The organism is Sorangium sp. So ce1504 (assembly GCF_051521635.1).
Classification (GTDB): domain Bacteria; phylum Myxococcota_A; class Polyangia; order Polyangiales; family Polyangiaceae; genus Sorangium; species Sorangium cellulosum_B.
Genome location: NZ_CP150365.1, coordinates 7,657,444 through 7,671,296, shown reverse-complemented (window position 1 = coordinate 7,671,296; position 13,853 = coordinate 7,657,444). Strand labels below are relative to the sequence as shown.

Genomic DNA, 13,853 nt, shown 5'->3' with positions numbered 1-13,853 from the left:
ACATGGGCTTCGTCGTCGGATTCTCCTACGACGCGCGCGGCCTGCTGGCCGGCGCGACCCTGCCGAACGGCGGCGAGACGCGCATGGAATACGACGCGCTCGCGAACCGCGTCCGCGTCATCGAGCCCGACGGCGCCGAGCGGCGCATCCGCTACGACTTCCTCGGCCGGGTGATGGGTTTCACCGACGAGCGCGGGCACGAGACCCGCTTCGCGTACGACGCCTGCGGCAGGCTCGCGGCCGTGTTCGGGCCGGGCGGCGCGGTGACGCGCTACGACTTCGACGCCGACGGCAACCTGGCGAGGATCAGCGACGCCGATGGGCGCACGACCACGCTGCGCTGGGGCGGCTTCCACGTCGTCACCGAGCTCGAGCGGCCCGACGGGAGCAAGGTGCGGTACCGCTACGACCGCGAGCAGGACCTGGTGCGCATCGTCAACGAGGCGGGCGAGGAGCACCGGATCGAGCGCGACGCCGAGGGGCGCATCACCGGCGAGCGGACCTTCGATGGGCGGGAGATCCGGTACAAGCTCGATCTGCTGGGCAGGATCGTCCGGAGGCAGTGTGGCTCCGAGAGCGTCGACCTCGAGGTCGATCCGCTCGGCAGGCTCGTGAGACGGAGCACCTCCGACGGGCGCGGAGATGTCTTTGAGTACGATCCGCTCGGCCGGATCGAGCGGGCGGTCAGCGGCGACATCGAGTGCGAGTACACCTACGACCGGCGGGGGCGGGTGACGACCGAGGTGACGCGGCGGGGCGCCGAGGTGCTCGCGGCGTTCGCGTGGACCTACGATGCCATGGGCAAGGCCACCTCCGTGCGCGGGCCGGGCGGTGAGATGAGCGTGCAGCGCGACGTCCGGGGGCGGCCCGTGGCCGTGCAGATCGGCGGGGAGAGCGCGCCGCTGCGCCTCGCCTACGACGCGCGCGGCTTCGAGGTCGAGCGGCTCTTGCCGGGCGGCGGCACGATCGCGACCGAGGTCAACGCGGAGGGGTGGATGGAGCGGCAGCGCGTGCTCGGCAGACCGGTATCGCCGCGCATCGGCCCGGGAGAGCCCGCGTGGGTCGGGCCGCTCATCGCACCTGAGACGTGGCGCAGGACGTATGCTTGGTCGCCCGCGGGGCTGCTCCGCGCCGACGAGGACCTCGGCGGCAAGATGGGAGAGCTGCTCCGCGATACGAACGGCCGCGTCGTCGAGCGGCGCAAGGCGGGCAAGGCGGCAGAGCGGTTCCGCTTCACCGCGGCGGGAGAGGTGGCGCGAGCTGGCGAGCAGCGGACGTACGCACCGGGAGGACGGTTGACGGCGCGCACGACGGGACAAGAGACCGTGCGGTACGACTACAGCGAGCGCGGCGATGTGGTGCGGAAGCGCGTGAGCGAGCTGGACGGCCAGGGGGAGGTGCGGCGCGAGCTCGTGTGGACCTACGACTGGAGCAGCGATGGGCGGCTCATGCAGGTGCGGACCCCGGAGGGGAGGACGATCGCGTTCGCGTATGACGCCTTCGGCCGCAGGATCGAGAAGCGCGTAGCGCGGCTCGGGAGGACCGAGAGCGTGACCCGATATGCCTGGCGCGGCGATGTCGTGGTGTACGAGCGCTGTGAGCGAGCGCCGCACGGAGAGGCCCCCGTCGTGGAAGAGCGGAGCTACGTCACGCTGCCGGAGAGCGTGCTGCCGCTCGCGCAGCGGGACGGTGCGGCAGGTGCGCTCAGGTACTTCGTCCACGGCGTGAACGGTTTTCCGGAGGCGCTGTTCGAAGGCGACGGGAGCGTCGCGACCGAGCTCGAAGCGGGGCTCTACGGCGACGTGCCGGCGGAGCAGGCGGGCATCACGCCTCTCAGGTTTCCGGGGCAATATGCGGACGAGGAGACGGGGCTCCACTACAACTGGCACAGGTACTACGACCCGGAGATCGGGGAGTACCTCAGCCCGGAACCGATCGGGCTGGAAGGGGGCCTCAAGGCGTATGCGTACGTCGACAGTCTGCCCTCCGAGCACGTGGACATCGATGGACTCGTAAAATGCACGCTCTTTCGCAAAGATGGCAGCACCCTCGAAAGGAGCAGCGCCGGAAGTCCGACCACGCTTCATCCCGCCGTTGAGAAGGCATTGCCGCGGCAGCCGGCAAGGCACCCCCTCGACCCACACCCCGCGACGAAATGCGCCGAACCGCACGTGCTCAGCGATCACATCAAAGATTGGGAGGCACGGACCGGGAAGTCTTGTAAACCAGGAATGCCGCGATGGCGCCAGAATCTCCGCGATGCGCTCGGTGACGTAGAGAGCATGCGCGCCGAAAGTGGGAGCGGGGCCATCCCTGCGTGCCCGAACTGCTCCCAGACGATCCCGAGGCTATGGACCATGGCCGGGCTCAAGCCGCCTCGACCGAGCGAGGTCGGTGGCGCCACAAACCCCAAGAATCCGGCATACTACGACAATCCGAGCAATCGACTGAGCCAGCCGCAGCGACCGGGCGGCATCCACGATGTCGGCACGTGGAAGGTCACGGGCAATCAGTTCCAGCGCGTGGGGAAACGATGAGCGGCAACTGGGAGTTCTCCGATGCCCTGTCTCACCTCGGCACAGCCGCGGTCATCAGCCGGCCGCACGACCGACGCGCGCTGTCGAAGCTGGCGCCGCCTGGTTGTACACCGCGATGGGGCGATGCGGCGGATCTGCTCTTGCAGCTCACGAGTGGTCGCGGGCTGCCCGTTCTCGGCGACTATGATTTCGGCGTCCTTGCCGAATTCGACTGTTCTCCTCGACAGCGGCGGTCGGATCTCCCTGGTCTCGTGATCGCGCGACACGCGTCCGGCCGACCTGTCGTGCTTGCCGCCAGGGATGGCGCGGTCTACCTCGGGAGATTCGAGCAGCGCCTGGGTGCGAGCCTGCGCATTTTCCTCGAGAGACTCGCGGCGGAGCGCTTTCCTGCACCGGCTGTCTACGGATTCCGGATCCACACTCGCTCTCGCGACGAGGCCAGGAAGCTAGCCAACAAAATCCATGTCGCCGAAAACTTTGCCGCTTCTTCTGCACATGACCATTGCTGGTCGGACGATCGGTGGTTCGTCCTGCAGGACCGTATTTCCGCGCGGTCCTTCGACGATCTGCCGGCATTGCTCGCTGCGGCGCAGGCTACCGGTGTCGAGATTGGACTGCACGACGGCCGCGCGGACGCGCTTCTCGTCGAAGTGTACCAGCCGGTGCCTGAAGCGCCTCAGTATCATATGAAGACCGGCATCGGTGAATTGTCGATATGCGCCACCGCAGACCGGCGCATCGAGCAGGCCCTCCACTACGGCGACATCGCGACGGAGTGGGCCGAGTGGAGCGAGGGCGAGCTCCTCGTACAGCGGAAGCGCCCGCTCGTGGAGCTCTTCAAGCCCATCCCCGATCTGCAAGAATACCTGGACGCGCGGCGAATCCAGAGGGTGGACTCCTTCCGGCGGACCGAGGAGGATCTTCGAAAGCTCCATGGCGCCGACCTCTGGCCTGTGCTCGCTGCGCTGGAGCGCGATTATGGTGGCCTTATTGCAGAGGACGATCTGACCTATTGGGCTCTCTTTCATATCAAGCCTCTGGTGGCGCCGGGCTTCATCGCCGAAACGGCTCCCGAACGCGAACGTATCGGGTCAATCAAAGGGGAGCCGGTCCATCGGGTGGGCACGGTGCGGTTGGACCATCAGCTCTGCGTTGACGCCAGAGGCCGATTCTACATCACCGATCACATGAGCTACGACATCGAGGCCGGCGGCGACGATCTCGAGTCGACCTTGCTGCGCCTCGCGCTCGACTGGAAGTACGAGCGCTGGCGCACGGACGCGTGCCTTGGTGGATTCCTCGACCCGCAGGACGCCGCGCGGTTGATCGGGGAGCTTCGCGGGGCGATCGTGCGCAAGCTCGACACGTTCGGCCACGCCTATTACGAAGGTCCAGGGTTCGTGCTGCGGCACCCCAAGGAAGTCCTCGGGCAGAAGTCCTTCTTTCACCTCGTCGCTGGTTCTGCGAAGCGATTTTCTGACGTCTTGCGGCCGCTCACGGCCAACAGACAACCGATCAAGGTCGAGCAGGACAACCTCTCGTTCCCGACGGATGACGAGATCGCTCTCTGCGCGCGCTCGGGCGTCCTGCTCGCCGAGTAGGAGGCATCGGGCGTCCTTCCCTGAGCGCGTGGAGCGCGCGACCGGGGAGCAACTGGTTTTCGTGGGGGCGTGGATGAGAGCGCCGGCGCGCTCCGGCGCGCCGAGCGCCGAAGACGCCGAGATGGGCCCGTATCCGAAGCGGGAGCGCCGCTCAGGCGCGCGGGGTGCGCAGCTTCGCGAGCTCGTCGATGCCGAGCTCACGCGCCTTCTGGGCCAGCGCCTCGAGCTTCTTCTTCCCGTCGGCGTCGGCGCTCGGCAGGAGCGACGTCAGGAGCCCCGACAGCGTGCCATCCGAGGGCTTTCCCCCGGGCGCGACGAGCTGCTTCAGGTCCTCCGTGACGCTCGCGTTGCCGTTCAAGTAGTCGCCGGCCAGGGCGCGCACCGTCGCGCTCTGGTCGACCAGCCCGTCGACCGACTGGCCCAGTGTGACCGCCTTGACGAAGCGATCGAAGAACGCCCCGTCGCCGCCGACGATGTTGATCTTCGCGTGCTCGAACGCCCCGTGCAGGATCTCGGCCTGCGCCTTGGCGATCTCGGCCCGGATGCGCAGCGACTCGAGCTCCACCGCCCGCTCCTTCTCGAGCCGGAGGCGGAACTCCTCGTGCTCGCGCCCGACGCCGTCGAGCGCCTTCATCGCCGCCGCCTTCTCCGCCGTGCCGGCCGCCTCGGCCAGGAGCCGCTGCTTGATCGCGGTCGCCTCGGCGAGGCCCGTCTTCTCCAGGGCGAGCGCCTCGGCCTCGCGCGTCCGCGCGGCCGCGAGCCCCTTCTGCTCGATGCCCGCCGCCTCGGCGAGGAGCCGCTCCTTCGCGACCGTCGCCTCGGCGCGCCCCTGCTTCTCGATCGCCATCGCCTCGGCCTCCTTGACCATCACCCGCGCGAGGCCCTGCTTCTCCTCGCCGGCGGCGGCGGCGTTCATCTTCTCGAGCGCCACGCGCGCCTCGGCGAACCCCTGCTTCTCGATCGCCTGCGCGTCGGCCTCCTTCACCCGGATGCGCGCCAGCCCCTCGGCCGCGGACTCGGCCTGCAGGCCCTCGGCGAGGCGGATCTTCGCGCGCGCGGCCTTGTCGCTCACCTCGAGCTCGGCGTCGGCCGTGATGAGCTTCTCGCGCGCCCGGAACTTCGCCGCCTCCTCGCTCGCCTCCGCGCCCTTGAGCTGCTTGACGAGCTGCTCCTGCGCCTCGGCCTCCGCGTTGATGCGCGTCACGTCCTTGAGGCGCGTCGCCTCGGCCACCGCGCGCACGTCCTTGATGCGCTCCTCCTCCTCGGCCACCGTCTTGTCGACCGCGATCCGAGCCCGGACCACGTCGGCGATGTCCTTCTTCTGGAGCTCGAGCTCCTTCTCGCGCGCGATCTGCTGGAGCGTCACGTCGCGCTCGCGGCTCACGATCTCGAGCTGACGCGCCTTCTCGACGCGCTCGGTCTCGACCGCGACCTCCCGCTCCTTGTTCTTCTGGGCGACCGAGACGCCGCGCTCCTTCGCCTCGCGGGCGACGAAGGCCTCCTCGTCGTTCTTCTCCTGGAGGAGCACCGTCTTCTTGCGCTCGTCGCTCACGATGCGCGCGGCCTCGTTCTGCTCGCGCGCCTGCGCCACCGCGATCTCCTTGGCCTTCTTCGCCTCGGCCTCGGCCCGGCGCTGCTCGAAGCGGAAGATGGCCTCGTCGGAGTTCAGGTTCTGGCTGCCGATCTCCATCCGCTCCTTCTGGCGGAGCTCGTTCGTCAGCACGTTCTGCGCGACCGTGAGCTCGGTGATCTTCCGGATGCCCTCGGCATCCATGATGTTGTCCTTGTCGAGCAGCTCGATGGGCGTCTGCTCCAGGTAGTCGATCGCCGCGTCGGCCAGCACGAACCCGCTCAGGTCCTTGCCGATGACGTCGATGATGTCGTCCTTGAACTTCTGCCGCTCCTTGTAGAGGTCCTCGAAGTTCAGGCGCTTGCCGACCGTCTTGAGCGCCTCGGAGAACTTCGCGGCGAAGAGCTGCTCGAGCGTCTCCGGGTTCGACGCGCGGACGCAGCCGATGGTCCGCCCGACCGTGCGCACGTCGTCCTGCGTCTTGTTCACCTGCACGAAGAAGGTGACCTTGATGTCCGCTCGGATGTTGTCCTTGCAGATGAGGCCTTCCTTGCCGCGCCGGTCGATCTCGATCGTCTTGACCGAGATATCCATGTACTCGGCGCGGTGGATGATCGGCAGCACCAGCGTCCCGGTGAAGGTGACGATGGGGTCCTGGCCTCTCGTGTTGATGATCAGCGCCTTGCCCTGATCCACCTGGCGGTAGAACTTGGCGTACATCACCAGCATCCCGAGGGCGACGAAGGCGAGGACGCCGACGAGGACGATGATTAAGGGGACGGTCACAGGGGGCACGCGGAGCTCCTTCGCGTTTCGGTGGAGGGGAGGTCGCCGGCCCCCGCGTTCACGTCGGTGAGGGTCGGACGGCCAGGCCCGCTCAGAGCCGGGTCGGGGGCCGAACGACGCCCCCTAAGGGATGAGCGTACACGAAACCGCCCGCCCGACAGCGGCGTTCAGCGCCGGCGTTCAGCCGCGGCGCTGCCGCTCGTCCGCTGCGCGCGCCGCGGGCGCGTCGTCCTCCTCGACGCCGGCCGGGCGTGCTTCCACGCGGGACGCACCCCGCTCGGCCAGGGGAGGGGGAGGGCCGAGGAGGGCGTCGAGCGGCTCGACGCTGAAGATCTCTCGGTCCGGGTCCCAGCTCACGAGCAGCGCGCGGTCGCCCCGGCGGAGCGCGCCGGGCGTGTCGCACCGGACGTCGAGGATGTGGCTCGCCCCGCCCTCGTCGATCGTCGCCTGACCGAAGCGCTCGTCGACGCGCCCGGTGGAGATGACGCACACGCGGCCCACGAGATCCTTCTTCGACTGGCCGTGCCGGGTCACGAACAGCGGGCCGAGCGGCCGCACCGCGAGCGAGGTCGAGAGCACGGCCGCGGCGAGCGAGCCGGCGAGCACCGCGACGCCGAGCGTCCAGCGAGGCAGCCCCCAGCCGAGCCAGAGCGGCTCGACGAGCACCGTCGACAGGGCGCTCGTGAACCAGCCGAACGCCGCGATCAGCGTGAGCGACACGGTCGCCGGCACGCGGTGGAGCCGGAGCGCGGCGAGGAGCGAGCCGGCATCTTCCGCGCCGCCGGCCCCGTCCGCCGTGCCCGTCGCAGCGCCCTCGAGCGAGCCCTTGGCGGCGCCTTCGAGCGAGCCCTTGACGGCGCCTTCGAGCGCGCCCTTGGCGGCACCTTCGAGGGCGCCCTTGGCGGCGCCTTCGAGCCCGCCGAGGTCGGGGGCGGCGTGGCCGTGGGCGCCGCCGAGCAGGTCGAGATCGACCGCGCCCAGGAGGACGAACAGCCAGTAGATGAGCGCGAGCGCGAGCGCGACCGTGAAGATCACGGCAGGGAACGCGAGCGATGCGGCGAGCACCTCGGCCATAGGCAGACGCGGGCAGGGCGCAGGATGCGGCGCCAGCGACCAGCGTCGCCGATAGGATCACAAGGAGGGGAGGGATGGGGCCAAATTCGGTCGCCCAGCGTGCGGCCGAAAAGACTTGACAGGCATGGACAGGCGCCTGGCGCGAGCCGCCCTACAGGGAGCCTACAGGGATCGCACAACCAAGATGCGATCCGGCCCTCATGGAAAGGTGACGCCAGCTCAACAAGTAGCCATGCACCGAGCGCCGTGGCTCAGCGAGCTTCCTGGCTTTCGAGGCTCGAGAGCACGCTGAGGTCCTCGGGCCCGCCGAAGACCGGCGCAGGCACGCCGAGGATCCCGAGCTCGAGCAGTTCCCCGAACGACCTCGCCGAGATAGCGAAGTAGCCGCTGCACCGGGAAGCTTTCAGATCGGGCCTCGCGCTCGCCAGCGCGTCGAGCCTGCGCGCGCGCTCGCTCAAGATCGCGCCGACCTCCCGCGGGCGCGAGGCATGTTCGGTGAGCGCCGCGTACCCGATTCGGACCCGCGGCTCGTCCTTCGGCAGCTTCGCGAAGGCGTCTCGCGCCTCCTTCTGAAAACGCTCGGGCACGATGCAGAGCCCCGCGTGATCCGGGATCAGCCAGCCCTTCGACAGCGAGGCGAGGAGGATCGCGCTCTCGTCGTCGAGCAGCGCCCGTGCTTGCTCCGTCGGCGGCGTCGCATAGGCCGAATCGAGGATCAGCATCCGCCGCTCGTCCGCGCGCGCCCAGCGCCGGAGCTGGGCCGCTTCGAGCGGCGACAGGTGCGAGCCCCACGGCTTCAGGGGCTCGCAGATCAACACCGCGTCGAGCCCGTCGAGGACAGGTAACCCGAGGCGCGCATTCCACGGCACGAGGGTCGCTCCCGCCTCGGCCGCGAGCTGCTGGTAGACGGGGTAGACGTCGGCGGGGACGCCGACGCGCGCTTCCCGCTTCGCGAGGAGCCCGAACAACGCGCGAAGCGAGCGACGGATACCATGGCTGACCTGCGTGCGCGGCTTGAGCGCCTGCGGGAGCTCGAGGTGCGCGAGGAACCGCTCCGCGAGGTGACAGCGATACGGCGCCTCCGGGTGGGTCGAGGGCGCGATGGCCGGGAAGAGACGCGCGAGGCTCCGGTAAACGTTGAGCTCCGAGAGATCGACGAGCGAAGGACGCGTGGCCCTGAGCTCCGCGCGGCGCGCGAGAAACGCTTCGTGCTTCATAACGTGGAGCTCGGATCTTCCAGGGAGGCGAGGCAGGACCCGTCAGCCATCACGTTCCACGAGCGGACGAGGCCATGTGTCCGTTCCCAGCCGACCGATGGCTCGGTGTAGGCAGCCACGCGGAGCATGCGGCCTCCAAGTGTTCCTTCGAAGACCGGGCTCCCCCAGGGGAGCTCCGCGCATCTCTCGAAGCCGAGGCCCGCGAGCGTGTGGAGCACGAGCGAGAGAGGCACCTGGTTTGCCTCGCAATACCGGTTGGCCGCGCTCGGCGCCCACGGGTTCTCCGAGAGGCTCGAGATGTAGAGCTCCTTGAAGCACACCTCCTGAAACCCCTCTTCGGCGCTCCGTTCGAGGTAGGCGCGCACCTTCGCGGCGTCGTCGACGCCGCCGCGCTGGAGCACGCAAATGGCCCGCGTGCGGAGGCCCGGCGCGCTCCCCAGCGCGCCGGAGTCGACCTCGATCCCCATGATGCGCGCGTCGTCTTCGCGCGTCACGCCGTGCCGGCTCACCGCGAGGGTGGTGAGCCCTGCGTCCCGGAGCCGTTCGACCTGCGCGAGGTCGAGGCGCGCGCCGTTCGTGATGAGGAGGGTCTTCGGTAGTAGCTCGGAGAGGCCACGAACGAGCGCGCGGAGTCGTTCGGGATCGAGCAACGTCGGCTCGCCGCCGCCGGTGATGACGGCGCGCTCGGCGCCGCGCTCCTTCGCGCGCTTCGCCCAGTCGACGTAGCGCTCCAGCGTGGCGCTCTGCTGGCGCGCGAGATCGGAGGCGCTCGCCTTCGAGAAGCAGAATGCGCAACGCGCCTGGCAAGCATTCGCGACGGGCAGCACCGAGAGGCTCCGCGGCCGGCATCTCGCCCAGTCGATGAGGCCGGCGTCATCGAGGCGAAAGGCCTCCGCGGTGATCTCCTCGTGCCGGGTGGGCACGAGGGCGCCATGCGCATCGACCCACGCCACGCCGCTCAAGGGGATCTCGCTCGACGGCCAGCGCCAGCCGATTCCCGTGCCCGTCACGTCGTTCGGGCGCATCGCGTCGTGCCCGACGGGGAGCCGCGCCCGCAGCGCCACGACGCGATCGTTCGGCCGTCCGAGCCTCGTCACGAGCCTCCGCGCCTTCTGGAGCCCGGGCGCAAAGGGCTCGTCTTCCTTCAGCATGTAGAAAGCGTCGGGGAAGGTCGATTCTCGGATCAACGCCTTCGAGTAACGCATCCCGTAGCGATCGAAGCCCCGCAGCCAGTTCGACAGCGGAATGAAGGCAACGAAGGGGACCATGACGACATGGTCGATGAGTCACCGAGTCGAGTCAACCGGACTCGAGGGGGCGGACGCGAGGCTCACGCCGCTGCGGGCGCGCGCCCGACGTCGGCCATCGCCGTGCGCCTGGCTCTTGCGAGGACGAAATGATCCGCGGGAGTGGGGACGAGCCACGGTGCGATTGGCGCACGTGCTCTCGAGAGCTCAGGTGGCGCGGCGGGGCCTCACGAGGCGCCGGCGCAGCCGCGTGGCGGCGAGCGCCCCGAGGGCGAGCAGCCAGGCCGGTGTCTCCTGAGGGCCATTCGCCGTGCGGCAGCCGCCGCCCCCTCCTGCGCTCGGGAGATCACCTCCGCCGCCGCTGGTCTGCGTGCCCGTCGCGCTCGCGCCGGTGGTCGTGGGGTCATCGTTGCCAGCGCCGGTCGTGGTGGATGTGGCGCCTCCTTGCTGGTTGGTGTCACCGCCTTGGCCGCCTGTGGCTGTGCCGCCAGCGCCACCTTCGCCGCCAGCGCTCCCGTCGCCCCCGCCGCTGGTTCCGCCGCCTGGGTTGCCACCGGTGCCACTGCCAACGTTGCCGCCGCCGGCGCCTGGATTGCCACCCACGCCACTGCTGCCATCGCCGCCGCCGCCGTCCGGATGACCACCGACGCCGCCGCCTGGATTGCCACCGACGCCGGCGCTGGCGTCGCCGCCGATGCCGCTGCTGGCGCTGCCACCGATACCACTGCTGGCATCGCCGCCGCCGCCGTCCGGATGACCACCGACACCGCTGCTGGCGCTACCGCCGATGCCACTGCTGGTGTCGCCGCTGCTGCTGGCGTCGCCGCCGCTGCTGGCGTCGCCGCCGCTGCCGCTGGTGTCGCCGCCGCCGCCGCCGCTGCCGCTGCCGGCGTCGCCGCCTCCGCCGTGGCCGCCCGCGGCCGTGCCGCCTGCGCCGCCGCTGCCGCTCACGGCCCCGCCGCCTTCGCCCGTGGTGGCGCCGCCGGCGCCGTCGCTGCCGCCCCCCGCGCCAGCGCTCTCGCTCCCGCCTCCGCCCGGCACGCAGGCGCCGCTCTGGCACATCCCGGGCGACGCCGGCTGCGCTGTGACATAGAGCCACGCATTGTCGAGACGTTGATACGTCGTACCGCCGCCGGCGATCAGGATACGGCCGTCGTGGAGCCGCTCCACCACGGCGCTCTGAGCCCTCACGTCCAGCGCCGGCGCGAGCGTCCAGGTGTCGCTCGCTGAGTCGTAGATCTCGGCCGTGAAGGCACCGTCCGTGGCTCTGGATGCGGACGGGAGGCCCGTCACCAGGACCCTGCCGTCGGGGAGGAGCGCCGCGCTGGGGGAGTGCCGTGGCTCGACCGTCGCTCCCGTCGAGGTCCAGGTGTCGCTCGCCGGATCGTAGATCTCGGCCATCTCCATGTTGCTTCTGCTGCTCCCTCCTCGTCCCCCGACGACGAGCACCCGGCCGTCCAGAAGCAGCGTTGCCGCGTGCTGTTGGCGGCTCCAGTTCATCGAGGCGACGCGCGTCCACGTGTTGGCCGCCGCGTCGTAGATCTCCGCGCTCACCCTCGGGGAGTCCTCGTCTCCGCCCGCGACGAGGACCCTGCCGTCCTGCAGCAACGTCGCCGTGGCGAGGCCTCGCGGGACGTTCATGGGCGCCGCCAGGGTCCACGTGTCCGTGACGGAGTCGTAGATCTCGACCTTTTCTGCGCCGGCGTCGACGTTGTTGTCGCCGCCGGCGACGAGCACCCGGCCGTCCGCGAGCGGCGTGACCGTCGCGCGGGCGATAAGGCGCGGCCCGGTGCTGGTCGCGGCCGGCGTCCACACGCCCGTCTCAGGGTCGAATCGCATCGTCGGCGAGGGGCGCCGGAGCGGGCGATCGGGGAGCCCCAGGGCCGTCCCGTCAGGAAGCGATACGAGCCTCGACGGCAGCTTCAGCCCGTCCAGCTTCTCGGGGGGCTGCCACGAACCCGTGCTCGGGTCGTAGCGGAGCCAGAAATTGCCCGCCTGCGGCGGATTGCCTGTCTCGCCGACGCCGATCATGAGCAGCGTTCCATCCTGGAGCAGCGTGGCCGCAGGCAGGTTGAGGAGGACGCCCATCCGCCCCGTCGCCTGCCAGCCCTCGGCGGAGCCCGGGAAATCGCAGGACGCACCGTCCGGCTTCGCGGACGCGGGCGCCGCGCACCCCGCCGCGGGGTCGCACACCGGCGCTTCATGACAGTCGTCGACGGGCAGGCACACCGCGAGGCTCGACCCCACGCAGGCGCCGCCCACGCAAGCGCTCGCCGCGGAGCACACGTCGCCGTCGCTGCACGGGGTCCCGTCCGGCGCGGCCGCGCCGCCGACGCACGCGCCCGCCTCGCAAAGACCCCCGACGACGCACGCGTCCGTGTCGTCGCAGGTGACGCCGGTGAGCGGGGTGCAGACGCCGTCCTGCGATGCGCCCGAGGCCGTCGCGCAGGCGTCACAAGACCCGGCGCAGGGCGCGTCGCAGCAGACCGAATCCGCGCAGGAGCCGCTCCCGCAGTCGCTGTCCGTCTCGCAGGCCGCGCCGAGCGGCGAGCGCTCGCGGAAGAGCACGGCCGATGCCGTCGCGGTCGTGGCGTCGACGTAGCCGCCGGCGATCAGCACGCTGCCGTCGTTGAGCCGCGTCGAGGAATGGCGGGCGCGCGCCAGGGTGGCGGGCGGCTCCAGATCGAGGCTCGACCAGGAGAGGGTCGCCTCGTCGAAGATCGCCCGGGTCGCGTGGAAGGGAAGGATGAGGTCTCTCGTCCCCTGCGCAAAACAGGGCTCCACACCTCCCGTGAGCAGCACCTTTCCGCTCGGGAGCAGCGATGTGCGCATTCCCCGGATGCCGGAGCCGCCCGCAGCGCACGGCGTCGAGGTCGGAGCATACGACCCGGAGGTCGGCGCCCATCGATCGTCCTGCGGGAAATAGACCTGTGAGAAGGCAGGATCAGCCGTGCCCGGACCGGCGGAGATGCCTCCCAGGACCAGGACCCCGCCACCCGGGAGCGTCGTCGCGCTGGGGGCCTCGTGCTGGGTCGTCGGCCTCACGGCCCCGTTCTCCCAGGTCCAGATCCCGGTCTCCAGATCATAGAGGCTGCAGCCGGCTCCGGTCACCATGACCCGGCCGTCCTGGAGCAGCGTTGCGCTCACGGGACTGGGCCCGTATGTCGTGTACCGGTCCACGGATTTGCAGAACGGCAATTCCGCCCAGCCGCGCGACTCCGGGTCGTAGATGGCCGAATTCATGTAATAGCGCAGCTCGGCCACGCCGTCCATGTTGCGATCCGCAAAGTCCCAGCCCAGGCCGACGAGCACCGGCCTGCCGCCGGCGAGCATCATCGAGGGCGCGGGGTGGGGTATCGACAGCGGCCCTGCGGGCGTCCAGGTGTCGGTCATCGGGTCGTAGATCTCGGCCGAAGGCAGGGACGTTCCCAGCGCCGCTGCGTTCCTCGTCCTGCCACCGGCCACGAGGACATGGCCGTCTGGCAGCAGGACGGCCGCGTGTCCGCTGCGGGCCTGGAGGAGCGGCGCCGCGGGCGACCACGTCCTGGCCGCCGGGTCGTAGATCTCGACTGCCTTGAGGCTCATCGCCTCTCTCGTCGTCAGCGGCGGTTCGTCCAGCTCCGGGTATCCACCCGCGACGAGCACCCTGCCGTCCTTGAGCACCGTGGCCGTATGCTCGCCCCGCGGGGTGATCATCGACGGCACGCTCTCCCAGGACGGCGCGCTGGCCGCCGACGCGACGCCCGCGCACAGTGTCACGAACCCGCAGGCAGCGGCGCTCCCGAGCCTTCCGATCGATCTCATGTCCCGATGGCCTCCGC

The 13,853-nt window shown here is 70.2% G+C and carries 7 protein-coding genes; 2 read left to right on the top strand and 5 right to left on the bottom strand.

What is annotated here, in order from left to right; all coding sequences use genetic code 11:
- Positions 1 to 2 precede the first annotated feature (2 nt).
- Entirely contained in the window at positions 3 to 2,537 is a 2,535-nt protein-coding gene (locus tag WMF39_RS28765; RefSeq protein WP_437739684.1) for an RHS repeat-associated core domain-containing protein, read from the top strand.
- Positions 2,534 to 4,138, top strand: a complete 1,605-nt coding sequence (locus WMF39_RS28760; protein WP_437739683.1) for a hypothetical protein — start codon at positions 2,534 to 2,536, stop codon at positions 4,136 to 4,138. The genes WMF39_RS28765 and WMF39_RS28760 overlap by 4 nt, the downstream gene beginning before the upstream one ends.
- Before the next feature lie 151 nt (positions 4,139 to 4,289).
- Here WMF39_RS28760 and WMF39_RS28755 read toward each other — a convergent pair whose 3' ends face one another.
- The 5 genes from WMF39_RS28755 to WMF39_RS28735 all read right to left on the bottom strand — a co-directional run bounded on the left by WMF39_RS28755 (position 4,290) and on the right by WMF39_RS28735 (position 13,836).
- Positions 4,290 to 6,503 carry a hypothetical protein gene (locus tag WMF39_RS28755; RefSeq protein WP_437739682.1) on the bottom strand — a complete coding sequence of 738 codons (2,214 nt, stop codon included), beginning with the start codon at positions 6,501 to 6,503 and terminating at the stop codon, positions 4,290 to 4,292.
- A 171-nt stretch (positions 6,504 to 6,674) separates the two neighbouring features.
- On the bottom strand, positions 6,675 to 7,568 hold the full coding sequence (locus WMF39_RS28750) for a glycine zipper family protein (RefSeq protein ID WP_437739681.1): 894 nt from the start codon (positions 7,566 to 7,568) through the stop codon (positions 6,675 to 6,677).
- A 251-nt stretch (positions 7,569 to 7,819) separates the two neighbouring features.
- Positions 7,820 to 8,785, bottom strand: coding sequence for a hypothetical protein (locus WMF39_RS28745; RefSeq protein WP_437739680.1), 966 nt, complete (start codon positions 8,783 to 8,785; stop codon positions 7,820 to 7,822).
- Positions 8,782 to 10,053 (bottom strand): radical SAM protein, encoded by a 1,272-nt coding sequence (locus tag WMF39_RS28740; protein WP_437739679.1) that lies wholly within the window; start codon positions 10,051 to 10,053, stop codon positions 8,782 to 8,784. The genes WMF39_RS28745 and WMF39_RS28740 overlap by 4 nt, the downstream gene beginning before the upstream one ends.
- Before the next feature lie 186 nt (positions 10,054 to 10,239).
- Positions 10,240 to 13,836 carry a Kelch repeat-containing protein gene (locus WMF39_RS28735; protein WP_437739678.1) on the bottom strand — a complete coding sequence of 1,199 codons (3,597 nt, stop codon included), beginning with the start codon at positions 13,834 to 13,836 and terminating at the stop codon, positions 10,240 to 10,242.
- Positions 13,837 to 13,853 lie beyond the last annotated feature (17 nt).